Below are 25,279 nucleotides of genomic sequence, written 5' to 3' on the forward strand. Positions count from 1 at the left end.
CCCAGGCGTGAGAGGCAGAGCAGAAACGTGATGACGGCTGACAGCAAGGCCCCCGACGCGGTGCTCGTTCCGGAGAACTGGGTCCGGGAGGCGAAGGTACTGGCGGACGACGCGGCCGAGCGGGCCGGAGTGCGGATCGAGCTCGCCACCAGCCATGCGGACTGCGAGGCGGCGAGCCGGCTCTTCGACCAGGTCTGGCACGACAGCGAGAGCAGCGTGCTGACGCCGGGCGCGCTGATCGCGCTGGCCCACAGCGGCAACTACGTCGCGCTGGTCCGGGTCGGCGATCGGGTCGTCGGCGCGGCCGCCGGCTTCTTCTCGCCGCCCCGGGCCCAGACCCTGCACAGCCACATCGCGGGCATGTTGCCCGAGCTGCGCGGCCGCGGCGCCGGCATCGCGCTGAAACTCCATCAGCGGCACTGGGCCTTGGGTGTGGGAGCAACCAACATCACGTGGACGTTCGACCCGTTGGTTGCCCGCAACGCCTATCTGAACGTGCACCGGCTCGGCGCGGAGATCGAGTGCTACTTCGAGAACTTCTACGGCGACATGGGCGACGCCCTCAACGGCCACGACGACTCGGACCGCGCGCTGGCGAACTGGAACCTGCTGCGCCCGTACCCGCGCCGCCCGAGCGTGCTCGACCGGGAGCCGGAGTACGTGCTGAGCCGCCAAGGCGATCGACCGCAGCTGCAACTGCCGGCCGGGGAGTCGAACGGCCCGCTGACCTTGCAGATCCCGGCCGATATCGAAGGGCTGCGACGGACGAACCCGGCCGCGGCCAGTGCGTGGCGGGCCGGGCTGCGCGCCGCGCTGACGTGGGCGCTCGCCGACGGCTGGAAGGTCGTCGACGTCCGCAGGGACGGGTGCTACTTGCTCGAGCGCTCCGGCAAGTCCGGCGGCCAGAGGCGCAGCTGAAGCTGCAGGGCAAATCTGGCCGCCGGGTCGTCGAGTGAGAACTCGCCGATCTCCGACAACCGCTTGAGCCGGTACCGGAAGGTGTTCTGGTGCACGTGGGTCGCCGCGGCGGCCGCCATCACGTCGCCATGGGCATCGAGCCAGGCGCGCAGCGAGTCGACCAGGAAGGTCGAGTCGCGATTGTCGTCATAGGCAAGTAATCGCGCGTACGCCCCGAACGGCCCGCGTTTCGACGCGAGCGCCAGATCGCGCAGCTCCAGCAGCATCGCCTCGGCCTCGATCTCCGAAGCGCGGGCGACCCGATCCCCGCCCTGCGCCGACGGCCGGCGGGCCAGCACCCGCAACGCCCGGTCCGCGTCCGCGCGGGACAGCTCCAACTCGGCTGGATGATCGACGACGCGGCCGATCCCCACGATCGCGTCCTCGGCGGTGCGCTCGACGAAGTTCCGGCACAGGTACTCCAGACTGACCGCAGTGTCCGGACGCCGAGCCGGCACCAGCGCGTAGACCGTGTCGTCGAGCAGTGCGACCGCGGCGTCCGCCCAACTGCCGGCCAGATGCACCTGGAACGACACGGCCACCCGCTGCGACTTCGTGACGTGTGCAGCGGCTGCTGCGTGGGCGCCGGCCAAGGTCAGTGCGACGACAATCAACGGCCGATCCGCGAGCCGCAGCCGGTCCAGCGCTGAGCGCGCCTCCGGACCACCGGTCAGCGCAGTTGCCAGCAGATCGGTCCGCAGCCGACGAGCGCCGTCCGCACCGGCGCGCAGCTGCAGCATGTGCAGCGCGACCAGCCGGGACGCGTCGAGCAGCAGATCATCTTTCTCGGTGCTCAGCGGTTTGTCGGCGACCGCCCAGATGAACCCGAGGATCTCGTCCCCGGCCCGGACGGCGAGCGCGACCCGGCCGCGGGTCTGCCGGCCGTCGGACAACGCCAGCGGCGGCAGGTAGACCGGTCGCAGCGACTCGCGGATCGACCGCATCGCGCCGCGCTCCTCGTCGAAACCCGCGTAGACGTCCGGCGTCCGCCGTCCGAGGATCACCTCGACGCGGATGGCGTCGGTCTCGCCCTGGTGATCGGAGTACGCGAGCACGACCGAGTTGCGGTCCTCGATCGTGATCGAGGCATCGATCAGATCGCTGATCGCACCGGCCATCCCGAACAGGTCACCGGCCTCCTGGCCGTCCAGCCCGCGGTCGGCCGGATGCAACGCCGACTGCATGGCCGTGGTCAGCACGCCCATCACTTGTTGCCACGACACCCCAGCCGGTACGCCGAGCACCACCGTCCCGTCGTCGGACAGGACCGGCGCGCGGCCGATCGGCTGCCGGATCACGACCGCGGCGGCGTCGTGCTGATCGGCCAGCGCGACGAGCTCGACGATCTCGCCCGGATCGGTCACCCCGATGCCGAGCAGAATCGCGCCGGCCGGTAGCGCGGGCGGGTCACTCGGGTCATGGACGACGACGCCGCCCACCGGCGTCAGGTACTGCGGCGTGCCGGCCAGGGTCGAGAGCAGCATCGGTCCCAGATGCTGCAGAACCCTGCCCAGCGTCGGTCCACGGCCGGAGCCCGGATTGGTGCCCATGATCGATGGTAGGCCGGGCCGAGTCAGCCGGCGCCCGCGCCGACGATCGCGCGGCCGGGCCGGGCTTCGAGTTGCAGCTCGCCGTCCCGCACGACCGGGACGCCGTCGACGAAGACGTGCACCATCCCGCGGGACGCCGCCAGCTCCTCGTACGTCGCCACGTCACCGAACCGCGCCGGGTCGAACACCACCAGATCGGCGTCACAGCCCGTCTGCACCCGGCCCTTCCGCCGGGCCTGCGGCGCACTCGCGGCCAGAACCTGGGCCGGGACGAGCGTGCAGCGCCGGACGGCGTCCGGCAGCGTGAGCGCCCCGAGATCGCGCACCAGCCAGCGGAACACCTTCGCGAAACAGCCCGCGCTGCGCGGATGGGTCACTGCGCCGGGCGGCGACGGCCAGAGATCGGCCGTCACCGGCGCCGCATCGAGGAACGGCGTGAAGGCATCGGAGGCGATCGCGGTGTCAGGGAGCAGCAGCGTCCCGAGCAGGGTCGCTTGGTCGTCCGGATCGGCCTCGTCCAGGAACGCGACGATCACATCGGTATCCGGCCGAGTGGCGCGCAGCTCGGCGTACTCGTCCCGATCGCGGACCGGCCGGCCCGCAGTGAGGAGATGAACCGCGGAGTGGTCGATCCCGAGCCGGGGCAGGTTCTCCGGGCTGAGGAAGGCGGCGCCGATCTCGGTCGCGCCAGAGCCGTACGGATAGGCCTCGCCGGTGACGTGCAGCCCTTGGGCGGCGGCCGTCGTCACGGCAGTGGCGACCTCAGGCGCCTGGCGGCCGGACGTGCTGTTCAGATGGCAGAGATGCATCGGCGCCCCGGTTGCCGCCGAGGCCGCGATCACCTCCAGGACGCCTTCGAGGGACGAGCCTGGCTCGGCGCCGGAGAGGTAGCGGGCATGGGTGAAGGTGCCGACGTTGAACTCGGTCGCGAGCCGGGCGATGTTCAGATACTCGGCGCGGGTCACGCCGGGGGCATAGCCGAGCAGGACGCCGATGCCGATCGCTCCCGCGGCCAACTCCTCCGCGAGCAGCTCCAGGACGTCGGTGACCTGGCGATCCGACCACGGCTGGTCCCACCCGGGGGCCGCGGGCAGCACGACGTCCGGGCCGAACTTCTCGCCGCCCGCGATCGTCGCCCGGGCATGGGCCCAGCCGGCCGAGAACCCGAAGTTGATCGGGCGGCCCTGGTCCTCCGCGGCCCGGATCGCCGGGCCGACCGGCCAGCGGCCGGCCTCCAGGTCGAGCGCGGTGGTGACGCCGTCCAGCGCCTGCAGGCGAGCGCCGAGCAGGGACTGGGCGTGGCTGTGCAGATCGATGAAGCCGGGAGCGACAACCAGCCCGGTCGCGTCGATGACCTTCCGGGCCGCGACGAACTCGGTCGTCACGTGGCTGATCTCGCCGCCGGTGAAGGCGACCGTCCGGATGTCGTCGAGCCCGGTCTCCGGGTCGATCACCCGGCCGCCGACCAGAGCGACGTCCGCCCGGCCGCTCATCGCGGGCACCCGTCGGCGCCGTACCGCATCCGCATCATCGCGGCGGCCTCGGACAGGCGCGCCCGGCCGGCGGACTCCAGGCCGCTGATCGTGCCGACCCGGTCGCCAGGGGTTCGGTTCTGCCCCATCTTCAGCTTCACCTCCAGGCGCTCGATCTCCATGGTGAACGCCTGCAGCTCGCTCAGTAGCTCCGTCGTCCGGTCCCGCGCCCACCGGTCCGGCCGCCAGCGCTCACCTTCGTCGGTCCGGGCCTTCTCGTGCTGGGAGAGCAGCGTCATCAGATGCCTTTCGACGTGGCGTGGATCGTCCATCGGCTCGGCGGCGCCGGCGGCCTCGACCGCGCCGAAGTTGTACGTCGGGAGCCCGGCATCGGCATACCACGCCGGGCTCACGTAGGCGGTCGGCCCGGTGAAGGCCACCCGCAGCTCGGTACCCGCGCGGATCGCGGCCGCCATCGGGTCGGCGGCCGAGACGTGCCCGACCAGCGTGCCGAACCGGCCCTCCTGCGCGCGCAGTTCGAGCGGGACGAACGCGAGCCGGACCTCCGGCTCGACCGCGACCAGGACGGCGAACGGCCAGCGGGTGATCAGCTCGTGCGCCTGCCGGGTGTCGGCGGTGAAATCAGGATTGACGTACACGATCCACACTCCTCCGGGCGGCCGGGACGACGAGCGGCGTCCCGGTCTCCGGGTCGTCGATGATCGAGCACCGGAGCTGGTAGACGTTCTCGATCAGCTCCGGGGTGACGATCTCCTTGGGATTGCCCTGGGCAACGACCTGCCCGGCGCGCATCGCGATCAGGTGGGTCGCGTACCGCGCGGCCAGGTTGAGCTCGTGCAGCACCACGACGACGGTCCGGTCGCCGCTCTCCTGCAGTTCGGCGCACAGGTCCAGCACCTCTACCTGGTGGGCGATGTCCAGGTAGGTCGTCGGCTCGTCGAGCAGGAGCAACGGCGTCTCCTGGGCCAGCGCCATCGCCAGCCAGACGCGTTGTCGCTGCCCGCCGGACAGCTCGTCGACGAACCGGCTCGCCAGCTCGGTGGTGTTGGTCCGATCCAGCGCGGCCTTGACCGCGACGTCGTCGTCGGTCGACCACTGCCGCAGGAACTTCTGATGCGGGAACCGGCCGCGGGCGACCAGGTCGGCCACGGTGATACCGTCCGGGGCGATCGACGTCTGCGGGAGCAGGCCGAGCCGGCGCGCGACCTCCTTCGAGGGGTAGCGGGAGATGTCCTGCCCGTCGAGGACGACGCTGCCGCGGTCCGGCGGGAGCAACCGCGCGAGTGACCGGAGCAGCGTCGACTTCCCGCAGGCGTTCGGGCCGACGATCATCGTCAGCGAGTTGTCCGGGATGTCGATCGACAGGTTCTCCGCGACCACGCGCTCGCCGTACTTCAGCGACAGGTCGTGGGCGCGCAGGCGGTTGCCGGGCTGGGTCTCGGGCACGGTCTGAACGTCAGTCATGGCTCACTCGTTCCTGGTCAGAGTCGGGAGGCACGGCTCTGCTGGTACAGCAGCCAGGCCAGGTAGGTGCCGCCGATACAAAGGGTCGGGATGCCGACCGGCATCTGGGTGTCCGGCCAGATCCGCTGCGCGGCCAGATCGCCGACGATCAGGATCAGTGCGCCCATCAGCGCCGCGGGCACGATCGACACCGAGCCGCCGGTCAGCCGGCGCATGATCTGCGGCGCGGCCAGCGCGACGAACGCGATCGGCCCCGCGGTCGCCACCGCGGCGGCGCAGAGCACGGTGCCGATCACCAGCAGCCGCCGCCGGGTCACCTTGACCCGGATGCCGAGCCCCTGCGCGAGGTCGTCGCCCATCTCCAGCAGCCGCATCTGGTTACCAATAGCAAGGACCGGGACGATCAGCACGGCGATGGTCAGGCCGATGATCTGCACCTGCTGCCAGTCCGCGCCGTTCAGGCTGCCGACCAGCCAGGTGTACGCGCCCTCGGCGTCCTGCAAGCGGGCCCGGAGCAACAAGTACGAGACCAGGCTGTCGAGCAGCGCCGTCGCCGCGACGCCGACCAGGATCAGGCGGAACCCCTGGACGCCGCCGCCGCGACAGGCGAGCCGGTAGACGACGGCCGCGGTCACGAAGCCGCCGACGAGTGCACCGCCCATCCCGGCGAGCTCCTGACCGCCGAGCACGAGCACCGTGGCCACCGCACCGGCCGAGGCGCCCATCGTGAAGCCCATGATCTCCGGGCTGCCCAGCGGGTTCCGCGTCACGGATTGGAAGATCGCGCCACTGGCGCCGAGCGCGAGCCCGACGAAGGCCGCGGTCAGCAGCCGCGGCAGCCGCAGGTTGTAGATGACGAACTCCTGGGTCGCGGCGCCGCGGCCGCTGAGCGTCGCGAGCACCTCCCCCGGCGTCATCGGATAGTCGCCGCTGCACAGCTGCACCAGCGCGAACGCGAGCATGGCCAGCACGACCAGGCCACTCGCGATCACGGCGCGCGGCCGCCACAGCACCGACCAGTCGCCGTACGCGAGCCGCGCGATCGCCGGCCCGCTCTGCACCACCCGCGGCGCCGTCACAGCCCGGCCATCCGACGGCGGCGGATCAGGTAGACGAACACCGGCGCGCCGACGACGGCGGTGACCAGTGCCGTTGGCAACTCACCAGGCCGGGCGATCATCCGCCCGGCCAGATCGGCGGCGATCATCAGGATCGGCCCGACGAGCAGGCAGTACGGCAACACCCAGCGATGGTCGGGGCCGGTGAAGGTTCGCACCATGTGCGGGACGACGAGGCCGACGAACGAGATCGGCCCGGCGGCAGCGGTGGCGGCCCCGCAGAGCAGGGTGGTCGCCACGACGCCGAGGAGCCGGGTTCGGGCGACGTTCGCACCGAGGCCCTTCGCCGCGTCTTCGCCGAGGGCGAGTGCATTCAGCGAGGAGACCAGGAACAAGGCCAGGATCAGGCCGATCACGACGAACGGCGCGACCTGGACGACGACCGGGATGGTTCGGCCGGACAGTGTGCCGACGCTCCAGGCCCGGAAGCCGTTGAAGACCGTGGATGACAGCAGCACGATCGCGGAGATCGCGCCGGTGAGCGCTGCGGTGATCGCCGCGCCCGCGAGAGCCAGCCGGGCCGGGCTGGCGCCCGCGGTACCGGCCGATCCGAGCGCATAGACGGCGACGGTCGCGATACTCGCGCCGATGAGCGCGAACCAGACGTAGCCGGAGAGCGCGCCGATCCCGAAGTACGCCATCGCGATCACCACGCCGAGCGAGGCGCCGGCATTCACGCCGAGCAGGCCGGGCTCCGCGAGCGGGTTACGGCTCAGCGCCTGCATCAGCGCACCGGCCACGGCCAGCGCCGAACCGACCAGGACGCCGAGCAGCGTGCGCGGCAGCCGGACGTCACGCACGATCACGTCGGAGTCCGTGCCGCCCACAGTCAGCGCTTGCCAGACCTGGCCGAACGGCACGTGCTCGGCCCCGAACGCCAGGCTGGCCGCCATCAGCAGGACCAGGATCGCCGCTGCGACTCCGAGCCCGAGCACCAACCGACGCCGAACGTCGTTGACCGCCACCGGCGGCGACAACACCTCGGTACTCATTGGACGCGTTCCAGTTCGCACCAGTGGGTGAGGCAGTTGCCCACCCGGTCGCCCGCCTCGCCGTGTTTGACGGCGCGCGCGGAGCCGACCAGCCGATCGGTCTGGACGTCGAGGGCGAGTTCGAGCCACGGACTGGCCAGCATCGCGTCCGGGGTCGGGAGCTGTACGTCGGCTGCGAACATCACGTCGTACGATTCGTCCGCTTCGAGCCGGGCCGGGATGCGGGCGCCGCCCGCGACCTCGACCCAGGCGGCTTCGTCGGCCGTCACCCCGAGCCGCAGCGGCACGCGGCCGGTGGGCGTTTCGGCGTACCCGGCCCACTCCCCGATCGCACGGACCGCGGACGGCGGCGGACCGTCGTCCGATCCGATCCGGCTGACCAAACCGTCGAGGAGGAGCTCGCATGCCGTCCGCGCCTGCAAGCAGGAGCCGGTCCGGTTGATGACCGCGGCCACACTGACGCCCTGCTCGGGGAGGATGGCGATCGACGCACCCACGCCGCACATGTCGCCGAGGTGAGTCAGCACCTCGACGCCACCGGGACGGCGTACGTTCAGCCCGAGTCCGTAGACATCAGCACCCTTGGAGGCCGGAGCGACGCCGGGTCGCCGTACGGCGGCCGCGGACGCGGGTGTCAGCGCGGTGGTGCCCTTGACGTGCAGCTGACCGAAGCGGGCCAGGTCGGCGGCGGACATCCACGCCATGCCCGCGGCGGAGTGACTGCTGTAGATCGTGGGGTAGGGCAACAGCTTCTCGGCGGTGTACTGCACTGCCGCCTGTGGGCCGCCCGCTCCCGGGCCGAACGCGCCGGAGGTGAGGCCGAACGGCTCGAAGAGGTGCCGCCGCAGCAGTTCGGCCAGCGGCTGCTCGGTGGCCGCGAGCAGCCAGGGTTCGAGGACGCCGTACCCGAGGTTGGCGTACTCGAAGCGGGTGCCGGGCGGGCGGATCTGGACGCCGTACCGCTGCACGACGTACTCGAGCTCAGGCGTCGGCTCGCCGTACGCGAAGTCCCAGTAGCGGCCGAAGCCGGCGGTGTGGCTGAGCGCCTGACGGACGGTGGCCCGGTTCTTCTCGTCGAGCCAGGGCAGCCGGTCGCCGAGCGGCTCGTCGAGATCGATCAGGCCCTGCTGGGCGAGGAGAGCGCACAGCGTGCCTACCAGCGGCTTGGTGACCGAGGCCAGCAGGTACGGCGTGTCGCCGGTCGCCGGCCGGCCCTCCAGATCGGCCGTCCCGAAACCGCGCGCCTGCACCTGGTTGCCGTGGGCAACCGCGACGGCGAGGGACGGCAACTTGTGCTCGCCGACCAGCGCCACGAGCTGGTCGGCGACCTGGTCGAGGCTCGGTACGAGGGTGGGTTCACTCATCGTTCGTAGCTCCAGCTGTCTTCGGTGAACTTGGCCAGCAGCTCCGGATCGGGGGCGGCGCCGATCCCCGGGCCGGTCGGGACCAGCACGTGCCCGTCGGATTCCAGGGTGACCGGCGCGGTGAGGTCGGTGTCGTAGAAGCGGTTCGAGGCCGAGGTGTCGCCGGGCAGCGTGAACCCGGGCAGCGCGGCCAGCGCGATGTTGGCCCGGCGGCCGATCCCGCTCTCCAGCATGCCGCCGCACCAGACCGCCACGCCATGCGCCTGCGCGAGGTCGTGGATCCGGCGGGCCTCCAGGTACCCGCCGACGCGGCCGGGTTTGATGTTGATGATCCGGGCCGCGCCGAGCGAGATCGCGGCCGCCGCGGCCCGGGCCGACACGATCGACTCGTCCAGGCAGACCGGCGTCGTGATCAGCTCGGCCAGCCGGGCGTGCTGGAAGAGATCGTCGTGGTGCAAGGGCTGCTCGATCAGCAGCAGCCCGAACTCGTCGAGCCGGCGCAGGTGTGCGGCGTCCGCGAGGTCGTACGCCGAGTTGGCGTCTACCTGCAACGGGAGTTCGGTCCCGAACCGCTGGCGGACCGCGCGCACCGGCTCGACGTCCCAGCCGGGCTGGATCTTCAGCTTGATCCGCTGGTAGCCCTCGTCGAGGAATCCGCTGACGACGTCCAGCAGGGCCGGAACCGACGGCTGGATGCCGACCGAGACCCCGGCCGGAATCCTGGTCCGGGCGGCCCCGAAGTAGCGGGCGAGGGAGATCTCGCGCTGCCGGAGCTCGAGGTCGAGGACCGCCAGCTCCAGCGCGGCCTTCGCCATCGGGTGCCCGACAATCCCGTATAGCGCTGGGGCGACGTCCGCCGCGGATTGCACGTCGGCCGCAACCAGCCGGGGCAGCAGGAACGAGCGCAGGACGTCGGCCGCGCCCCGGCTGTACTCGGGTGAGTACGTCGGCTCCTGTTCGGCCACACATTCGCCCCAGCCCTCGACGCCGCCGCCGGCCAGCCGGACGAGCACGATCTCGCGCTCGGTGCTGACGCCGTTCGACGTCCGGAACGGCGACCGCAGCGGCAGGCGCACCGTGCGGACTTCGATGGTCTCGATCAATCCGGTCATGAGGAGAAGTTCGCCACCTTGGTGTCCGGGGCGCCGTCGATCGCGAGTTTGATCTGCGGGACGACGTGCTCGATCGCGTACGGCAGACTCAGCACGGTCCCCCAGTCCATCGCCCAGAACGCCGAGTCGCCTTTCATTCCGGTGGACCACAGCGAGCGGCCCTCCTTGGTGGACTTCAGCCCGGCGACGACCGGGTTCTTCTTCAGCGCCTCGACCTGGCCGCCATCGGTCGTCCAGAGCACCAGATCGGCCTTGCCGACCAGCGAGAGCTTCTCGGACGAGATGTCCGCGCTGTAGGCCTTGCCGATCAGCTTGTCCAGCTCGGGCAGCGTCTTGAAGCCGAGGTCGGTGAAGAACTTCGATCGCGGCGTGGACGGGCCGATCACCTTGTAGGTCTCGCCCCAGCGCTCCGCGAGCGCGATGGTCAGCCCGGCGAAACCGGTGTTCTCGGCCCCGGCCGCCGACAGCTTGGCGCGCGCCGCGCTGACCAGCTCGTTGCCCTTGTCAACCTTGTTCAGCGCCTGGGCGAGCATCTGGGTGTGCTGGTCCATCGGGGTGTTCCAGTCGGTGAACCCCTTCGGCTGCGCCAGCACCGGGCAGATCGCGCTGAGTTTGTCGTACTCCTTCTTGGTCATCCCGCCCATCACGCCGGTGATCAGATCCGGTTTCAGGGCCAGGATCTGCTCGACGGAGTACTCCTCGAAGTCGAGGAACGCCGGGGCCTTCGGGAACGCGTCCTTGTTCCACGGGTGCAGCGGCGAGTACCAGTCCCCGCTGAAGACGCCGACCGCGATCGGCGGGACGCCGAGGGCCACCAGGACGTCGATATCGGTCTGCCCGAGGGCGACGATCCGCTTCGGGTCCGGCGGGACGGTGGTCTTGCCGTACGCATGCTCGATGGTGCTGCTGGTAGGCGCGTCGGATGCCGCTCCGGACGGTTTCAGCCCGTCGTTCGTACATCCGGGGAGAACGCTCGCCGCGCCCAGTGCGCCGAGCCCGGCGAGCAGGCGACGGCGTCCGAAACTGTTCTGCGAGTAGACGCGTGCCGCGCCGTGTGCCGTTGGCCTGCTCATTCCGACCACTCCTTCAGAGTCTGTCCCCGCGCTCAGGTGTCGCACATGCTAGGTAGCGCCGCACCGCCGTTGCGTCGGCGAAGCCGACGAACTCTCCGGCCCCGATCCGTTGGTTCAGACGTGTCCGGGCGCGGTCTCCCAGAGCAGGGCGCACACCCCCAGCAGCTGATCCGGTGACGCCGCGTCGAACTCCAGTCGCAGCCGGTCGATCTGGCGCATTCCGGGGATCAGCGCGCCGATCTCGGCGTGCGCGGGCATCTTCAGGTCCACGGTCAGAGTGAGTGCCTCGGGCAACTGTGGGACCGGCAGCGTGTCGGCCCGCCGGACGGCGGCCGCCGCCCCGGCCCGGACCAGCTCCTGCGCCTTGACCGGATGGACGGACGCCGCCGCGAACTGCCCGACGGCCCGTTTCACCTGGACGGCCTCGACTCCGGCGTGCTTCTCCCGGGTCAGCCGGCAGATCTCGTCATCACCCGTCACCAGGCCGACCGGTACGCCCAGCGCGGCGGCCTGCAGGACCCCGAGGTCGGTCTCCGAAGCGATCTCGCCGTTCACCAGGAATCGGGTGAAGGCCAGCGAGGACAGCGTGTGCGAGAAGACGCCCGGCAAGCCCGCGGGCGCGTGATAGCCGACGAACAGGGCGACGTCGTGCTCGGACGTCATCCCCTGGATCATGCACTGCGCCTTCGGCCGCCCCTGCAGGACTTCGGCCCGCTCGTCGAGCAGCTCGGGCAGCAGGTTGTCCATCGTGCCGTGCGCGTCGTTGACCAGGACCTCGGTGGCGCCCCCGTCGAAGGCGCCGGCGATCGCCGCGTTCGTCTCCGCCGTGATCAGCCGTTGCGCCATCGGGTAGTTGTGACCGCCGTGGTACGCCTGGTCCGGCGTCGCGATCCCCGCGATGCCCTCCATGTCGACGGAGATGAAGACTCGCATGCAGTTGCGCTCCTGTTCTCGTGGTTCACCAGTTGCCGTGCACCAGCTCGCCCGCGACCACCGTGGCCTCGACCGGCACGGTGGCGAGCTGCTCGACGTCGAGTGCGTGCGGGTCGGCCGCGAGGACGACGAGGTCGGCCGGCTGCCCGGGTTCGATCCGTTCGCGGCGGGTCGATGCGGCCAGCGCCTGGCTGACCGAGATCCGCTGCTCCGCATGCCAGGGCTCTTGCCCGGCGTCGGTTCGGGTGACTGCGGCGGCGATCGAGACCCAAGGGTCGAGCGGGGCCACGGGGGCGTCCGATCCGAGCAGGAGGCGAGCACCGGCGGCCAGCAGCCCGGCGAGCGGGAAGGCGCGCTCGGTGCGCCCGGCCCAGTGTTTGTCGGCGACGTCCCGGTCGTCGATCGCGTGCCGGGGCTGGACGCTCGCGGCGACGCCGAGGCGGGCGAAGCGGCCGAGATCTGCGCTGCTGAGCAGCTGCGCGTGCTCGATCGTCCCGCGGGCGCCCGTCCGCTCGAAGGTGTCGAGGGCAAGGGTGTTGGCGCGATCGCCGATGGCGTGCACGGCGGATGCGATCCCGGCCGCGTGCGCCCGGCCGACGAGCTCGTCCAGGTCGTCGGCCCGAACCGACTGGACGCCGTACGCCGTGTCCCCCGCCAGGCCGGGGAAGGCGTCGTGGCACCAGGCGGTCCGGGTGTTCAGGGAGCCGTCGACGACGATCTTGAACGAGCCCATCTCGACCAGGCCGCGGGTGTCGGGGAGGACGTCTCCGGTGGCCAGGCCACGCTGGATCGCGTCGTCCAGGTGATCGGTGTAGACACCGCAGGCGACGCGCATCGACGTACCGGCGCGGGTTCGGCGGACCCAGCTGTCCAGGTTGGGGCGGCGCTCGAACTCGATGATGCCGACGACCCCGCGCGCGTGCGCCCGGCGTACCGACTCGGCGACCAGAGCGTCGAGCTCGGCGATCGGCAGGTCGTTGACTCTGGCCACCAACTCGTAGCAGTCGTCCTCCAGGACGAGCCCGTCCGAGGCCAGCCCCGGCACCCAGCGGCGCAACGCCGCGGTGTTGAGCCAGGCGCAATGGATGTCGTGGCTGATCAGAACGACCGGTACGTCGGCGCTGTGCTTGTCCAACAGCTCCGCGGTCGGCCGGTCGAGCCACGTCCCATCCTGAAAGCCCGTCCCGACCAGAGTCGCGCCCGGGGCCACTGCCCGCCCGGCGACCCGCTCCCCCACCAGCGCCGCACACTCGGCCGCCGACTGCGCACCCGACACATCCAGCCGGCTCTCGCTCAGCGCCAGCATGTCGAAATGCACATGGTGATCCCACAGCCCGGGCATCACCACCCGCCCGTCCAGATCGACGGACTCCCCCACCACCGGCGCACTGCCACTCGGCCGCACCGCCGCAACCAGCCCGTCCCGCAGCACGACGTCCGACAACCGGCCGTCCGCACCTGACGACGTCCCCACCAACCGAACCCGAGTCAACGTCCTGGAAAGCGTCATACCGACACTCTCCCGGTCCCACCCACCCCAAGCACCGGCCCATCCCACACATTTGCCGCCCCCACCTCGTCGAGTCGGACAAGGTGGGGGCGGGTGGTTCAGTAGGCGATCGTGAAGCGGCGGCGGCGGTGGACGGGGTGTTCGAGTTCGTCGATGAGGGCGACGGCGAAGTCTTCGGCGGAGATGTGGGTGCCGACCGGTTCGTCGGCGCCGAGGGTGAAGATGCCGGTGCGCTCGCCGGGGGCGATCTCGGGGGCCGGGGAGAACAGGGTCCAGTCGACCTCGGGCGGGGTGGCCCGGAGGGTGTCGAGGACTTCGGCCAGGGCGAGGGCGGGTGGGCGGTAGATCTCCGGGAAGCCGGGGGCGTCCAGGAGGAGGCGGCCGTTGACGAGCAGGCTGCCCGCGCCGCCGACGACCATCAGGCGGGTGCCGACCGTGGCCGTGATCAGGGTCTCGATAGCCCGCACGAAGTCCCGCGGGTCACCGCCGGCCGGCCCGATGGCCGACACCACGACGTCGACCGTCGCCGCCAGCTCCTTGGCCGCCACCGGGTCGTTCGCACTCCCGGTGACCGCGCGGACGCCGTCCGGTGACACACCACCGGACCGAGTGACCCCGACGACATCGTGCCCCCGCGCCACCGCCTCGGCGGCCACCCGGCTGCCGACCATCCCACTCGACCCGTACACCGCGATCTTCACTGCACTCTCCTTCAGCTCGTTGACAGCCTCCAGAGGACGCCGGGAAGCGACTCACCGACCAGTCCGATCACAGCTCACCTGCTGGCCACAAAACACTCGCCGCGGGGATCAGTCGAGTGGGATCAGGCCGCGGCGGGTTGCTTCGGTGACGGCGGCGGCTCGGTTGGCGGCGCCTAGTTTGCGGTAGATGCGGACCAGGTGGGTTTTGATGGTGGCCTCGCTGAGGAACAGGTCGAGGGCGATCTCGCGGTTGCTGCGGCCTTGGGCGAGCAGGCGGAGGACGTCGATCTCGCGGTCGCTGATCGGGCCGGTCGGCTGGGTGACTTCGTCGACGAGGAGCTCGACGGCCTGATGCGCCATCCCGGTGCCGCCGTCGTTCGCCGTCCGGAGGGCGCGGAACAACTCGTCGGGCGGGCCGGCTTTGAGGACGTAGCCGCGGGCGCCGGCGGCCAGCGCGAGCGCGACGTCGGTGCGGGTGCCGTGGCTGGTCAGGACGACGACCTTCGTCGCCGGGGCGACTGCGGCGAGCCGGCGGGTCGCTTCGATCCCGTCGATGGCGCCGTTGTCGAGCCGGAGATCCATCAGGACCAGATCGGGCCGCAGGTCGAGGGCCAGCCGGATCGACTCCTCGCCGTCACCGGTTTCGCCGACTACCTCGAAACCGGGCTCGCCGTCGAGCAAGGCCCGAAGACCGGCCCGAACCACAACATGGTCGTCGACCAGGAGCACTCTCATGGCGCGACCGCCGGCAGGGAGGCGGTCAGGGCCGTGCCATGACCTGGGGTGCTGTCGACGGTGAGCGTGCCACCGAGGGCGCGGAGGCGTTGCTGGAGCGAGGGCAGGCCGAAGCCGCGGTCGGGTGCGTGAGCGCGACCGGAGACGCCTGCGCCGTTGTCGGTGATCTTGAGCCGGAGGGATTCGTCGAGCCAGTCGAGGACGACCTCGATCCGGTCGGCGCCGGCGTGATCACGGACGTTGGCGAGCGCGCCTTGCGCCGTCCGGAGCAGTGCGGTCTCGGCGTCCGGGCTGAGCGGGCGGCGGGCGCCGGTGGTGATCAGCTCGACGGCTGGGCCGTACTGGCGTTCGCGGCGGCACAGCTCCTCCAGGGCTGCTTCGAGGCCGCCGTCGTCCAGCTCAGGCGGAGTCAGGTCGGCGATCAGCCGCCTGGCCTCGGTGACGTTGCGGCCGAGGGTCTCACTCACGGCTTGCAGGTACTGGCGGGCTTTGGCCGGGTCGTCGTCCCAGTCGCGATCGGCCGCCTGCAGGAGCATCCGGCTGCCGGCGAGCTCTTGGGTGATCGTGTCGTGGATCTCGCGGGCGAGCCGGGCGCGCTCGGCCAGGACACCGGCCTCGTGTTGCCGGTCGGCGAGCTCGCCCCGGGTGGCCTGGAGCTGGTCGAGCAGGTCTTGGCGGATCGCGAGATCGCTGTGCTGGCGGGCATACAGCGCGACCGTCGCCCAGGTCGCGACGGCGGGCAGGACGAACTGCTCGAAGTCGCCGTTCAGCCGGTAGAGCGTGCTGACGAGCAGCGCGGTGACGATGCCGATGGCAACAATCGCGGCCCGGACCGGGAGGACGCGCAACAGCACGCAGGCCAACGGGATCGCGAGCCAGCTGTAGACCGCGGCGAGCGGGCCGGGGACGACGTTGATCAGCACCGTCCACACGACCGTCGTGGCCGCGATCAACGGGACTTGACCGCGGCCGATCCACGAGCCGGCCCACGCCGTCACGGCGTACCCGCCGCAGAGCAGCAGGCTGAGTGTCAGCACCCGGACGCACAACGGCGAGTTGAGGCTCAGCAACCGCCCGAACGTGCCGGCGACGATCAGGAAGAACGCGAGATGGACGCCGAACTCCAGGCGCGACACGGTGTTCCGGGACATCTGGGCTCCCTCCGGGCAGGACACTCGAGTGTAGCCAGCGGCAACCACTCAGCGGCCGGGATGGAGGCCCAGCCGGCCCGGGGTGGGTGCGCCGACGACCTCGCCGAAGTACAGGCTGAAGGTCTGCCGCCAGCGTTCGACCTCGGCCCGGTCGGCCATGAACGCGGGGAAGCCGTCCAGGTCGGCGTTCCGGTACGTCCAGATCGGGCGCAGGCCGGCGCCGGGGGCGACGTCGGTGCGGACCGACCACCCATTGAAGGCGAGGCGCTGGCGCTCGGTGCTGAGCAGCCAGTTCAGGTAGAGCTTGGCGGCGGCCGGGTTCTGCGCGCGGGACAGGATCGCGGCGCGCTGCCCCCAGGCCATGAAGGGGTCGGTCGCCGGGACGACCCACTTGGTCGGCGAACTCACTCGAGGGTCGCCCGAGCCGCCGACGCCGAGGGCTTGACGGCCCTGGGCGACGGCCTCCGCGGGCGTGTAGCTGCCGCGGGCGAAGGCGAGCTGTTGCTGGGCGAGCTCTGCGATCCAGGACCAGCCGTAGGTCTCGGCGTACCGCTTGAAGAGGAAGAGGGTGGCGTCGTCGTCGTTGGGATAGGCGGAGGCGATCCGGCCGCGCCAGCGCGGGTCGGTCAGGGCCTTCGGGGAGGTCGGCGCGTGACCGCCGACGGCGGCCACGTCGTAGATGAAGCTGAAGGCGAAGACGTTGATGGCGAGCCAAGCGCCGTCCGCATCCTTGAAGCCGTCGTACACCTTGCCGAAACCGGCCGGCTTGTACGGCAGTAGCTGGCCCTCGCGTTTCCAGCGCGGGAAGTTCTGCAGGGTCTGCAACTGGACGACGTCCGGCACCAGCGTGTTGGTAACCAACTGGTTGTTTATCCGGACGTCGTGGAACTTGCTGTAGTCGACGACGATCTTGATGTCGATCTCCGGGAAACGCGCCCGGAACGCGGCGGCAACCGCATCCTGCTGCAGCGACCGGTCGCCACCGGCGTACACCACGAGCTTCCCGGACTCGGCCACGGCCGCGCGGTAGAGCTCGTCCAGTGAGCGGCTCTCTTCCCGAGCTGCCGTCCGCGCGAAGGACGGCGTGCCGACGGCCAGCGCCGCTCCGACCCCAGCGCCCACGCCCAACACGATCCGCCGACTCAATTCACCAGTCACGACCCGAACCTCTCCTCGACAACCTGACGACCCGATCGTGTCGCCGAGTCGCGTCCGTGCGCGTCGTCCGTCCGGCTCAACCGCTCGCCATCCGATGGAAGCCGGTTTCATCCGTTCGGTTGAATGGAGGTCCCACGAACTCCGGAGGCCTGATGAATCAGCCGGCGCTGCGCGACGTCCTGCTCGGTGTCTCGCTCTTGGCGGGCAGCGCGAACGTCGTCATGCAACTGTCGCGGCCGGGCGTCGGGCGCGGCGTCGTCGAGAGCCGGGTGGACGGGAGCAATCTGTTCCGGCATCCGGTTCGGCGAACCCGCACGACGCTCACCTACCTGGCGGTGGCGACGATGGGGACCGCGGCGGAGCAGGCGGCGTACCGGCGGTTCGTGAACCGGGCGCACGCCCAGGTGCGCTCGACCGAGGCCGGCCCGGTCGCTTACAACGCTTTCGATCCTGAGCTGCAACTGTGGGTCGCGGCCTGCCTCTACAAGGGTTTCGAGGACACCCAGCTCGCCTTCTTCCGCGGCAACGCCGAGCGCTACTACTCCGCGGCCGCGATCTTCGGCACGATGCTGCAGGTCCGTCCCGAGCTGTGGCCGGCCGACCGAGCGGCCTTCGAGGAGTACTGGACGCACTCACTCGACCAGGTGCACGTCGACGACGACGTCCGGCGATACCTACTGGCCCTCATCGACCTGAAGTTCCTACCGGCCTGGCTGGCCCTGCCCGGCCGCCGCTTCCATCGCTTCGTCACCACAGGCTTCCTCCCACCACCCTTCCGCGACCAACTACACCTGACCTGGACCACCCGCGACCAACACCACTTCGACCGCCTGCTCCGCGGCATCCGGTCCGTCATCCTGCACTCCCCCGGCCCCATCCGCCGCTTCCCCTTCAACCTCTGCCTCTGGGACCTCCGTCGCCGCCTCACCAACGGACATGTTTGACTTTGTTCGTACTTTTGCACCCAGCTGCGAGCGAGGACCCGTGACTGCAGGCGAGACCATGGCCGACGTCCGCGACATGTACATGGCGCATCGGATGTTCCGACGGGAGTTCCGGCTGCTGCCGCAGCTGGTGCGCGATGTCCAGCCGGGTGATGTCGAGCGCGCCGGCGTGGTCGCGGCGCATGCCGACAAGATCTGCGCCGTCCTGGACGCGCATCACAGCGGCGAGGACGCGCTCGTCTGGCCGCGACTCCTGGAGCGCGGCGGCGCCGACTGCGCGGACATCGTCCCCGTCATGGAAAGTCAGCACGAAGGGCTGCACGAGGCGCTGGAGTCACTGACCGCAGCCCTCGCCGCTTGGCGGACCGCCGCCCAGGACGGCGAGCAGCTCGCCGCCAAGGCCGAGCTGCTCCGCGACCGCCTGGTCGAGCACATGCAGCTCGAGGAGACCGAGATTCTCCCGCTGGCCGAGAAGTACATCACCGCCGCCGAATGGTCCGAACTCGGCGAGCACGCGATGACCGGCATCCCCAAGAAGGACCTCCCGCTCGGCTTCGGCATGGCCATGTACGAAGGCGACCCGGCCGTCATCAAGGCCGTCCTCGCCGAAGCCCCGCTTCCCCTCCGCCTACTCATGCCCGTTGTCGCTCCACGTCTGTACGCGGCACACGCCCGCCGGGTCCACGGCACCCCGACCCCACCTCGAATCGGCGTCTGACCGGAACGCCGCGGAAAAGGCCGGCTGGGCCGGACCGCGGCGCGGGCCGGTGGTTGCGGGGTGGTGGGTCGGGTGGTTACAGTCGCCAATAGGTAAACAAGGTTTCCTATTTGTTCGTCTGCTGTTCACCGAACCCCGCCCCGATTCGGCCCGAAGGAGCACGACGTGTCCGTGTTTCGGCGTACTGCGCTGTTCGCTGCTGTAGTGGCAGCTCTCGTTTCCAGTCCGGCTGTTGCGGCTCCGGTGGCTTGGCCAGGGGATGCCGCGGTGGTGGTTGCCGATGGCAGCAATGTGTTCGGCACGAACCTCAGTGGGCTCTCGTTCGAGGGTCAGGACGTGTTGTGGGCGGTGAAGAACGGGCCGAGTACGTTGTATCGGCTGATCCGCGACGGCGCGAACTGGCGGCCGGACGGCGTGGGCGCGCGAACGCTGAACTATCGCAACGGGCAAGGGGACCCGGACGCCGAGGCCGTCGTCCGGACACCGGACGGGTTGCTCGTGGCAACCGAACGCGATGGGGACGACAGCGGATCGAGTCTGCTGAAGGTGCTGCGGTACGACCCGAAGTCGACCGCCAAGTCGCAGAATGCGAGTGCCGAGTGGGATCTGACGCGGGATCTGCCCGCGGTCGACGACAACAGCGGGCTCGAGGCAATCTCCTGGGTGCCGGATTCGTTCCTGACCGCGAAGGGCTTCCGGGACGAGCGGACGAAGGCCGTCTACAACCCGGCGTCGTACGCCAACCACGGCACCGGGCTCTACTTCGTCGGCCTGGAGGACAACGGCACGGTCTACGCGTACGCGCTGAACCAGTCCGGCAGCACGTTCACCCGGGTGGCCAGTTTCGCCGGCGGCTTCGGTTCGATCATGGACCTCGAGTTCGATCCGGCGTCCGGGCTGCTGTGGTCGACCTGCGACAACAGCTGCCAGGGCCGGAGCGCGACGCTGGCGATCACAGCCGGCAAGTTCGCCGTCTCGGCCACCTACAACCGCCCGACCCAGATGCCGAACCTGAACAACGAGGGTTTCGCGATCGCGCCCACCTGCACGTCGGGTCGCAAGCAGGTCGTGTGGGCCGACGACGACAACACGAACAGCCACGCGCTGCGCACCGGCACGCTCTCCTGCGCCGCCGCCGCGAAAGCGCAGGCGGACGACGGCTGGCAGCAGATCGGCGCCGGGATGACGTCCGGTGTCAGCGGCATCGCCGTCCTGCGGCGTAGCGACGACGTCGTCGACGCGTTGGTTGTCCGCGACAACAAGAAACCCGGTGAGAACCGCGCGATCCGGGTGCGGATCGACTACGGCGAGGTCGGCAAGGTCGACGCGATCGAGTGGCCGGGTGAACTGCCGGTCGACCTGGAAGCCGTCGAGCCGGTGCCGGGCCGATCCGGCGAGTACATCGCGCTCGCCAGCGCCGGCAAGGGATTCCGGTTCCAGCTCGAGGGCACGCAACTGAAGGTGCTCGCGACCTTCCAGGTCCCGGCGGGGCTCGCCGGTGACAACTACGAGAGCTTCGCGCTGAAGACCGTTCGGGACCACCTGTACGCCGTCTGGGCGGACCGCGGGCAGGACGCGCGCTCCTCGACGATCTACTCGGCTCGACTCGACGTCGCGAGCTCCACCTTCGGCAAGGTCCGCACCGTGACGTTCCGGGTGCCCTACCCCGCGACCGACGTCCGGCACATCTCCGATCTGGAGATCACCGCGGACAACCGGATCCTGATCACCGCAGCCTCGGATCCGGGTGACGACGGGCCGTTCGACTCCGCGGCGTACGTCGCCGGCAAGCTCGGCAAGGACGGCGCGATCACACTCGCGACACGGGAGTTCGGGCGCTACCCCGGGCACAAGATCGAGGCCCTGACCTGCCTGTCCCGGTCGTGCGACCGGATCCTCTATGGCACCGACGACGAAGCCGCGGGCGGCGCCGTCCGCATCGGCAAGTTCTGAAGCACTTCTACCTGGGGAGACGAAATATGCGCGGTTTGGCGTTGGCGGTGGCTCTGACGGTGCTTGGCGGGAGTACGGCGGTGGCGGTCGCGCAGACGACCAAGCAGCCGGAGGACAAGCGGCCGCGGGTCGCGAAGAACATCATCTACATCCAGGGCGACGGGCTGGGGCTGGGGCAGCGCAACCTGATCCGGCTGGCGACCAAGGGCCGGTACGGCGAACTGGAGCTGGACAAACTCCCGGTGGCGGGTATGGTCCGGACGACGTCGATCGACCCGCACGAGGTGGTGACGGACTCAGGAGCGTCGGCGACCGCGCTGGCCACTGGGCAGAAGACGATCAACGGGCGGATCGGGACGGACGCCGCGGGCCGGCCGATCGAAACGATCCTGGAGCGGGCGAAGAAGGCTGGAAAATCGACCGGGCTGGTGACGACGGCGCAGGTGACCGGAGCATCGCCGGCATCGTTCGCGGCGCATGTGTCGAGCCGGGATCTGCAGAGCGATATCGCGAAGCAGTACGTCGAGAAGATCCGGCCCGATGTGCTGCTCGGCGGTGGTGAGGACTGGTGGTACCCGAAGGGCGACCCGGGGCTGTGGCCGGACAAGCCGGGTGAGGAGAGCCGCAGTCCGTACGGCAATCTGGTCAAGCAGGCCCAGCGTTCGGGGTACACGTACGTGCGCAACGGCAACGAACTGCGCGACACCCGCGCGACCCGGTTGCTCGGTCTGTTCGCCAACGAGGACATGGTCGACTACGGCCCCGAGGGCGTCGGCAAGTACGCCCCGCGCGTCCCGCTGGTGAACATGGCTCGCAAGGCCCTCGACGTCCTCGCGCAGAACCCGAAGGGTTTCTTCCTCTTCCTCGAGGAGGAAGGGATCGACGGGCTGTCCCATGACAACAACGCCGGTGAGGTCATTCAGGCCGGTAAGTCGCTGGAGGCGATCGTCGCCGAGGTGATGCGGTTCGTGAAGACGCATCCGGACACGCTGATCATCATCAACGGCGATCACGAGACCGGCGGGCTGAGCATCCAGGACTACGACACCGACGAGGAGAAGACCGACCCGCGGCAGGACGGGCCGTTCGCGATCCCCGGCTCGAACCTGCGCTTCGCCGTCGACTGGACCACCAACAGCCACAGCGGTACCGACACCCCGCTCACCGCGAGCGGACCGGGCTCGGAGCGCCTCGGCCGGGTGCTCGACAACACGGAGGTCTTCGAGGCGATGCGAGCGGCTGCTCGGATCTGAGCGACGCCACCGGTGGTAGGGGGCGGTCGGATCCGGCACGATGGATCAAACCGCCCCCAGTACTTCGATCGGAGTCCACCGATGCGAAAGCTGCTGCTTCTTGCCCTCTCCACCCTTCTCACGCTGACCCTCGCCGTCCCGTCGTCCGCACAGACTCTGGCCGCCCGCAAAGGCGTGAGCGCGAACGGCGTCCCCGGCGCTTCCCAAGCGCTGACCGCCGTCGGCGCGAGCTGGTACTACACCTGGGCCGTCAACCCACAAGGCATCGCCACCCCGCCGGGTGTCGAGTTCGTCCCGATGATCTGGGGACGCGGCTCGGTCACTCCGGGCGCACTCGCCGAGGCGAAGGCGAACGGCACCACGCTGCTCGGCTTCAACGAGCCGGACATGGCAGGCCAGGCCAACATGACCGTCCAGCAAGCCCTTGATCTCTGGCCGCAACTGCAGTCCACCGGGATGCGCCTCGGCGCGCCGGCCGTCGCCTTCGGCGGTGACACCCCGGGCGGCTGGCTCGACCGCTTCATGGCCGGCGCGGCCCAGCGCGGCTACCGCGTCGACTTCATCCCGATCCATTGGTACGGCTCGGACTTCTCCGCCGCCGCGACCGGCCACCTGGAGAGCTACCTGAACGCCGTCTACAACCGGTACCGCAAGCCGATCTGGCTCACCGAGTACGCGCTGACCGACTGGTCGACCGGCACCGCCCGCTACCCCACCCAGGCTCAGCAGGTCGACTTCATCAACCGGTCGAGCGCAATGCTCAAGTCGAAGTCGTACGTCGAGCGCTTCTCCTGGTTCACGCTCAACACCCAGGTCGCGCCGACCGGCCTCTGCAACGGCGGCACCCCGAACGCCTCCGGGAACGCCTACCGAGCGTCCTGAACCGTCAGTGCCTCGAGCGTCCAGCGACCGATCACGACCGTCACCAGGGCGCCGAGCAGCAGGACGACGGCGCCGACTGCGAAGCCGGCGCCGACCGGCAGCCGTAACGACACCTCACCGGCGGCGAAGGCCACGACGAGCGCGACCGGCCAGATCGCTGTCACACCGAGCTTGTGCGTCCGGCGCCAGCTGCGGCTGGGCCAGACCAGGATGGTCGCGAACAGACCCGCCAGGAAGCACAAGCCGGTGCCGAGGAGGACGGCTGCCGGGTGCAGGTTCCAGTCGGCGTTCTCGTCGAAGCGCGCGGTGACGGCCATCCCGACGCCGAGTGCCAGCAGGCCGTCCGCCGCGCAGAGCGCCGCCAGGCCCGCGGCGATCGTCGTCCAGCGATCGGCCAGGGACGGACGCCGAACCGGCGGCTGGTCGCCGCGCGCCGCGGCCGCCACCGACTCCGGCGAGCCCAGCCGGACGAGCGCGTCGCGGACGGCGTCGTCGTCACCGGCCGACTCGACCTGCGCGAGGTGCTCACGGATCCCGCCGACGATTTCGGCCCGCAGATCGGCCGGCACGTCGCTCAGCAGGTGGCTGAGCTCCTCGAGATACCGCCGGACCTCTGCGCTCGCCTGCTTCATCACGTCGACTCTCCCTCACGTTCGTCGCCAGGTACCTTGCGACGCACGATACCAGCCTTTCGGGCCGCGATGGGTTTACGGAGTGTGGAGTACGGTTACCTGGCGTCACACGGTCCAGGTCGCTTACGGGGAGTTCGCTATGCGCCGAGTGCTGTCAGTCGGGGTTGCCGTCATCCTGCTCGGGGCGTCACTCGTCCCCGCGACCGCGCAGGCGGCGGTTCAGTGGGGCGCCTGCCCGGCCAACTACCCGGCCGGGCTGGAGTGCTCGACGTTGATGGTTCCACTCGACTACCGGCGTCCGGACGAGCGGCAGATCGAGATCGCGCTGACGCGGCTGCCGAGCAAGGCGCCGGCCAAGCGGCGCGGGGTGCTGCTGGTGAATCCGGGCGGACCGGGGCTCCCGGGCGCCGCCGTACCGGTTGTGCTGGAGCTTCCACAGTCGGTTCGGGACAGCTACGACGTGATCGGGTTCGATCCGCGCGGCGTCGGGCGCAGTACACCGCTCACTTGCAATCTCACCGAGGCGCAGAGCGCGGTCGCCGCGGCGCCGCCGTACCCGCTGAACTCCGCGGACGTCGCGAAGGCCGCCGAGATCGCGAAGACGGTCGCGCGCCAGTGCACAACGTCCGAGACCGCCGAACTGTTGCCGCACATCACCACGGCCAACACCGCGCGCGACATGGACCGGATCCGCGCAGCGCTCGGCGAGCCGAAGCTGTCGTACTACGGCGACTCGTACGGCACCTATCTCGGCGCGGTCTACACGACGCTCTTCCCCTACCGCAGCGACCGGATCGTCCTCGACAGCGCGCTGCCGCCGGAGGGGTACGACGTCGACGCGCTGCGCGACCAGGGTCTGGGCTTCCAGGAGCGCTTCCCGGATTTCGCCCGGTTCGCCGCCGCCGACCCGCAGCGGTACGGCCTCGGCGCGACCCCGGCCGCGGTGACCGTCAAGTGGTTCCAGCTCACCAAACGCCTCGACCAGGCGCCGATCCAGGGGTACGACGGCACGTTGTTCCGCACAATCGCCGCGTTCTACCTGCGCGCCGAGTTCTACCTGAAGGATCTGGCCGAGCTGATGCACGCCCTCGACACGAGCCGGCCGTTGCCCACGGCCCGGAAAGCGGCCGCCGTCGACGACCGTGGCAGCTTCCCGGTCGGTCACCTCGCGGTGATCTGCGGCGACTCCCGCTGGCCCACCTCCGTCCGCACTTACCAGACCAACGTCGCGATCGACCGAATCCGCTACCCCCTGTACGGCGCGTGGTCGGCCAACATCCGCCCCTGCGCATACTGGCCCGCGCCGGCCACGGCGAAGACCAGGATCACCGACCGCGGCCCGTCGTCCGTCCTGATCCTCCAGAACGAGCGCGACCCAGCCACCCCACTACGCGGCGCCAAGCGCCTGCGCAACGCACTCGGCGCCAAAGCGCGAATGGTCGTCGTCGACCAAGGCGGCCACGGCGCCTACAACCCAGCAATGAACGCCTGCGGCAACGCCGCAGTAACCACCTTCCTCCTCACCGGCCACCGCCCACCCCGCGACACCTTCTGCCCGGCCGAGTCGGTTGCACCACCTGCCTAGG

At 70.3% G+C, this 25,279-nt stretch carries 23 protein-coding genes; 7 read left to right on the top strand and 16 right to left on the bottom strand.

Features of this window, described 5'->3' with window-relative positions; all coding sequences use genetic code 11:
- Positions 1–30 precede the first annotated feature (30 nt).
- The gene (locus tag HPO96_RS05705; protein WP_171671582.1) at positions 31–918 is read left to right on the top strand and encodes a GNAT family N-acetyltransferase; all 888 of its coding nucleotides are present in this window, start codon (positions 31–33) and stop codon (positions 916–918) included.
- On the opposite strand, the gene HPO96_RS05710 is transcribed toward HPO96_RS05705, so the two are convergent.
- The 15 genes from HPO96_RS05710 to HPO96_RS05780 form a co-directional block, all read right to left on the bottom strand.
- A complete protein-coding gene (locus HPO96_RS05710) occupies positions 870–2,441 on the bottom strand; it encodes a PucR family transcriptional regulator (RefSeq protein WP_171671583.1) in 1,572 nt (523 codons plus the stop codon). The genes HPO96_RS05705 and HPO96_RS05710 overlap by 49 nt on opposite strands.
- Before the next feature lie 89 nt (positions 2,442–2,530).
- The gene (locus HPO96_RS05715) at positions 2,531–4,000 is read right to left on the bottom strand and encodes an amidohydrolase family protein (protein ID WP_171671585.1); all 1,470 of its coding nucleotides are present in this window, start codon (positions 3,998–4,000) and stop codon (positions 2,531–2,533) included.
- Positions 3,997–4,638 (bottom strand): FMN-binding negative transcriptional regulator, encoded by a 642-nt coding sequence (locus HPO96_RS05720; protein ID WP_171671587.1) that lies wholly within the window; start codon positions 4,636–4,638, stop codon positions 3,997–3,999. Before HPO96_RS05720 ends, HPO96_RS05715 begins: the two co-directional genes overlap by 4 nt.
- Complete coding sequence (locus tag HPO96_RS05725) at positions 4,622–5,464, bottom strand: ABC transporter ATP-binding protein (protein WP_171671588.1); 843 nt, start codon at positions 5,462–5,464, stop codon at positions 4,622–4,624. Before HPO96_RS05725 ends, HPO96_RS05720 begins: the two co-directional genes overlap by 17 nt.
- A gap of 17 nt (positions 5,465–5,481) precedes the next feature.
- Positions 5,482–6,543 carry an iron chelate uptake ABC transporter family permease subunit gene (locus HPO96_RS05730; protein WP_171671590.1) on the bottom strand — a complete coding sequence of 354 codons (1,062 nt, stop codon included), beginning with the start codon at positions 6,541–6,543 and terminating at the stop codon, positions 5,482–5,484.
- Positions 6,540–7,574 carry a FecCD family ABC transporter permease gene (locus HPO96_RS05735; protein ID WP_202885507.1) on the bottom strand — a complete coding sequence of 345 codons (1,035 nt, stop codon included), beginning with the start codon at positions 7,572–7,574 and terminating at the stop codon, positions 6,540–6,542. The genes HPO96_RS05730 and HPO96_RS05735 overlap by 4 nt, the downstream gene beginning before the upstream one ends.
- The gene (locus tag HPO96_RS05740; protein WP_171671592.1) at positions 7,571–8,938 is read right to left on the bottom strand and encodes a serine hydrolase domain-containing protein; all 1,368 of its coding nucleotides are present in this window, start codon (positions 8,936–8,938) and stop codon (positions 7,571–7,573) included. Before HPO96_RS05740 ends, HPO96_RS05735 begins: the two co-directional genes overlap by 4 nt.
- Positions 8,935–10,050 carry an o-succinylbenzoate synthase gene (gene menC / locus HPO96_RS05745; RefSeq protein ID WP_171671593.1) on the bottom strand — a complete coding sequence of 372 codons (1,116 nt, stop codon included), beginning with the start codon at positions 10,048–10,050 and terminating at the stop codon, positions 8,935–8,937. The genes HPO96_RS05740 and menC overlap by 4 nt, the downstream gene beginning before the upstream one ends.
- Positions 10,047–11,123 (bottom strand): ABC transporter substrate-binding protein, encoded by a 1,077-nt coding sequence (locus HPO96_RS05750; RefSeq protein WP_171671595.1) that lies wholly within the window; start codon positions 11,121–11,123, stop codon positions 10,047–10,049. Before HPO96_RS05750 ends, menC begins: the two co-directional genes overlap by 4 nt.
- Positions 11,124–11,237: 114 nt before the next feature.
- Entirely contained in the window at positions 11,238–12,056 is an 819-nt protein-coding gene (locus tag HPO96_RS05755; protein ID WP_171671596.1) for a M55 family metallopeptidase, read from the bottom strand.
- Between the two features lie 25 nt (positions 12,057–12,081).
- Positions 12,082–13,566: an amidohydrolase gene (locus HPO96_RS05760; RefSeq protein WP_171671598.1), complete on the bottom strand. Its 1,485-nt coding sequence runs from the start codon at positions 13,564–13,566 to the stop codon at positions 12,082–12,084.
- 98 nt (positions 13,567–13,664) lie between these two features.
- Positions 13,665–14,267: an NAD(P)H-binding protein gene (locus HPO96_RS05765; protein WP_171671600.1), complete on the bottom strand. Its 603-nt coding sequence runs from the start codon at positions 14,265–14,267 to the stop codon at positions 13,665–13,667.
- Between the two features lie 108 nt (positions 14,268–14,375).
- Positions 14,376–15,002, bottom strand: coding sequence for a response regulator transcription factor (locus HPO96_RS05770; protein WP_171671601.1), 627 nt, complete (start codon positions 15,000–15,002; stop codon positions 14,376–14,378).
- Complete coding sequence (locus HPO96_RS05775; protein WP_171671603.1) at positions 14,999–16,153, bottom strand: sensor histidine kinase; 1,155 nt, start codon at positions 16,151–16,153, stop codon at positions 14,999–15,001. The genes HPO96_RS05770 and HPO96_RS05775 overlap by 4 nt, the downstream gene beginning before the upstream one ends.
- A 48-nt stretch (positions 16,154–16,201) precedes the next feature.
- On the bottom strand, positions 16,202–17,311 hold the full coding sequence (locus tag HPO96_RS05780; protein ID WP_202885508.1) for an extracellular solute-binding protein: 1,110 nt from the start codon (positions 17,309–17,311) through the stop codon (positions 16,202–16,204).
- Between the two features lie 152 nt (positions 17,312–17,463).
- Between HPO96_RS05780 and HPO96_RS05785 the strand changes: the two genes are divergently transcribed.
- The 5 genes from HPO96_RS05785 to HPO96_RS05805 all read left to right on the top strand — a co-directional run bounded on the left by HPO96_RS05785 (position 17,464) and on the right by HPO96_RS05805 (position 23,061).
- A complete protein-coding gene (locus HPO96_RS05785) occupies positions 17,464–18,255 on the top strand; it encodes an oxygenase MpaB family protein (protein WP_171671606.1) in 792 nt (263 codons plus the stop codon).
- A 40-nt stretch (positions 18,256–18,295) separates the two neighbouring features.
- Positions 18,296–18,973 (top strand): hemerythrin domain-containing protein, encoded by a 678-nt coding sequence (locus HPO96_RS05790; protein ID WP_202885509.1) that lies wholly within the window; start codon positions 18,296–18,298, stop codon positions 18,971–18,973.
- A gap of 267 nt (positions 18,974–19,240) precedes the next feature.
- Entirely contained in the window at positions 19,241–20,926 is a 1,686-nt protein-coding gene (locus tag HPO96_RS37530) for an SdiA-regulated/phytase-like domain-containing protein (protein WP_184999617.1), read from the top strand.
- A gap of 26 nt (positions 20,927–20,952) precedes the next feature.
- Entirely contained in the window at positions 20,953–22,179 is a 1,227-nt protein-coding gene (locus HPO96_RS05800; protein ID WP_171671608.1) for an alkaline phosphatase, read from the top strand.
- Between the two features lie 81 nt (positions 22,180–22,260).
- Complete coding sequence (locus tag HPO96_RS05805; protein ID WP_171671609.1) at positions 22,261–23,061, top strand: glycoside hydrolase family protein; 801 nt, start codon at positions 22,261–22,263, stop codon at positions 23,059–23,061.
- Here the strand turns inward: HPO96_RS05805 and HPO96_RS05810 are convergent.
- A complete protein-coding gene (locus HPO96_RS05810) occupies positions 23,046–23,693 on the bottom strand; it encodes an HAAS signaling domain-containing protein (RefSeq protein WP_171671611.1) in 648 nt (215 codons plus the stop codon). The genes HPO96_RS05805 and HPO96_RS05810 overlap by 16 nt on opposite strands.
- Before the next feature lie 139 nt (positions 23,694–23,832).
- Between HPO96_RS05810 and HPO96_RS05815 the strand changes: the two genes are divergently transcribed.
- Positions 23,833–25,278 (top strand): alpha/beta hydrolase, encoded by a 1,446-nt coding sequence (locus tag HPO96_RS05815; protein WP_171671612.1) that lies wholly within the window; start codon positions 23,833–23,835, stop codon positions 25,276–25,278.
- Position 25,279 lies beyond the last annotated feature (1 nt).

It is taken from the genome of Kribbella sandramycini, assembly GCF_013131805.1.
GTDB lineage: Bacteria > Actinomycetota > Actinomycetes > Propionibacteriales > Kribbellaceae > Kribbella > Kribbella sandramycini.

Coding starts and splice junctions, on each gene's coding strand:
- HPO96_RS05740 (WP_171671592.1), bottom strand. CDS start 8,938: ATGAGTGAACCCACCCTCGTACCGAGCCTCGACCAGGTCGCCGACCAG.
- HPO96_RS05800 (WP_171671608.1), top strand. CDS start 20,953: ATGCGCGGTTTGGCGTTGGCGGTGGCTCTGACGGTGCTTGGCGGGAGT.
- HPO96_RS05760 (WP_171671598.1), bottom strand. CDS start 13,566: ATGACGCTTTCCAGGACGTTGACTCGGGTTCGGTTGGTGGGGACGTCG.
- HPO96_RS05775 (WP_171671603.1), bottom strand. CDS start 16,153: ATGTCCCGGAACACCGTGTCGCGCCTGGAGTTCGGCGTCCATCTCGCG.
- HPO96_RS05715 (WP_171671585.1), bottom strand. CDS start 4,000: ATGAGCGGCCGGGCGGACGTCGCTCTGGTCGGCGGCCGGGTGATCGAC.
- HPO96_RS05770 (WP_171671601.1), bottom strand. CDS start 15,002: ATGAGAGTGCTCCTGGTCGACGACCATGTTGTGGTTCGGGCCGGTCTT.
- HPO96_RS05725 (WP_171671588.1), bottom strand. CDS start 5,464: ATGACTGACGTTCAGACCGTGCCCGAGACCCAGCCCGGCAACCGCCTG.
- HPO96_RS05735 (WP_202885507.1), bottom strand. CDS start 7,574: ATGAGTACCGAGGTGTTGTCGCCGCCGGTGGCGGTCAACGACGTTCGG.
- HPO96_RS05815 (WP_171671612.1), top strand. CDS start 23,833: ATGCGCCGAGTGCTGTCAGTCGGGGTTGCCGTCATCCTGCTCGGGGCG.
- menC (WP_171671593.1), bottom strand. CDS start 10,050: ATGACCGGATTGATCGAGACCATCGAAGTCCGCACGGTGCGCCTGCCG.
- HPO96_RS05755 (WP_171671596.1), bottom strand. CDS start 12,056: ATGCGAGTCTTCATCTCCGTCGACATGGAGGGCATCGCGGGGATCGCG.
- HPO96_RS05805 (WP_171671609.1), top strand. CDS start 22,261: ATGCGAAAGCTGCTGCTTCTTGCCCTCTCCACCCTTCTCACGCTGACC.
- HPO96_RS05710 (WP_171671583.1), bottom strand. CDS start 2,441: ATGCTGCTCTCGACCCTGGCCGGCACGCCGCAGTACCTGACGCCGGTG.
- HPO96_RS05705 (WP_171671582.1), top strand. CDS start 31: ATGACGGCTGACAGCAAGGCCCCCGACGCGGTGCTCGTTCCGGAGAAC.
- HPO96_RS05810 (WP_171671611.1), bottom strand. CDS start 23,693: ATGAAGCAGGCGAGCGCAGAGGTCCGGCGGTATCTCGAGGAGCTCAGC.
- HPO96_RS05750 (WP_171671595.1), bottom strand. CDS start 11,123: ATGAGCAGGCCAACGGCACACGGCGCGGCACGCGTCTACTCGCAGAAC.
- HPO96_RS05785 (WP_171671606.1), top strand. CDS start 17,464: ATGAATCAGCCGGCGCTGCGCGACGTCCTGCTCGGTGTCTCGCTCTTG.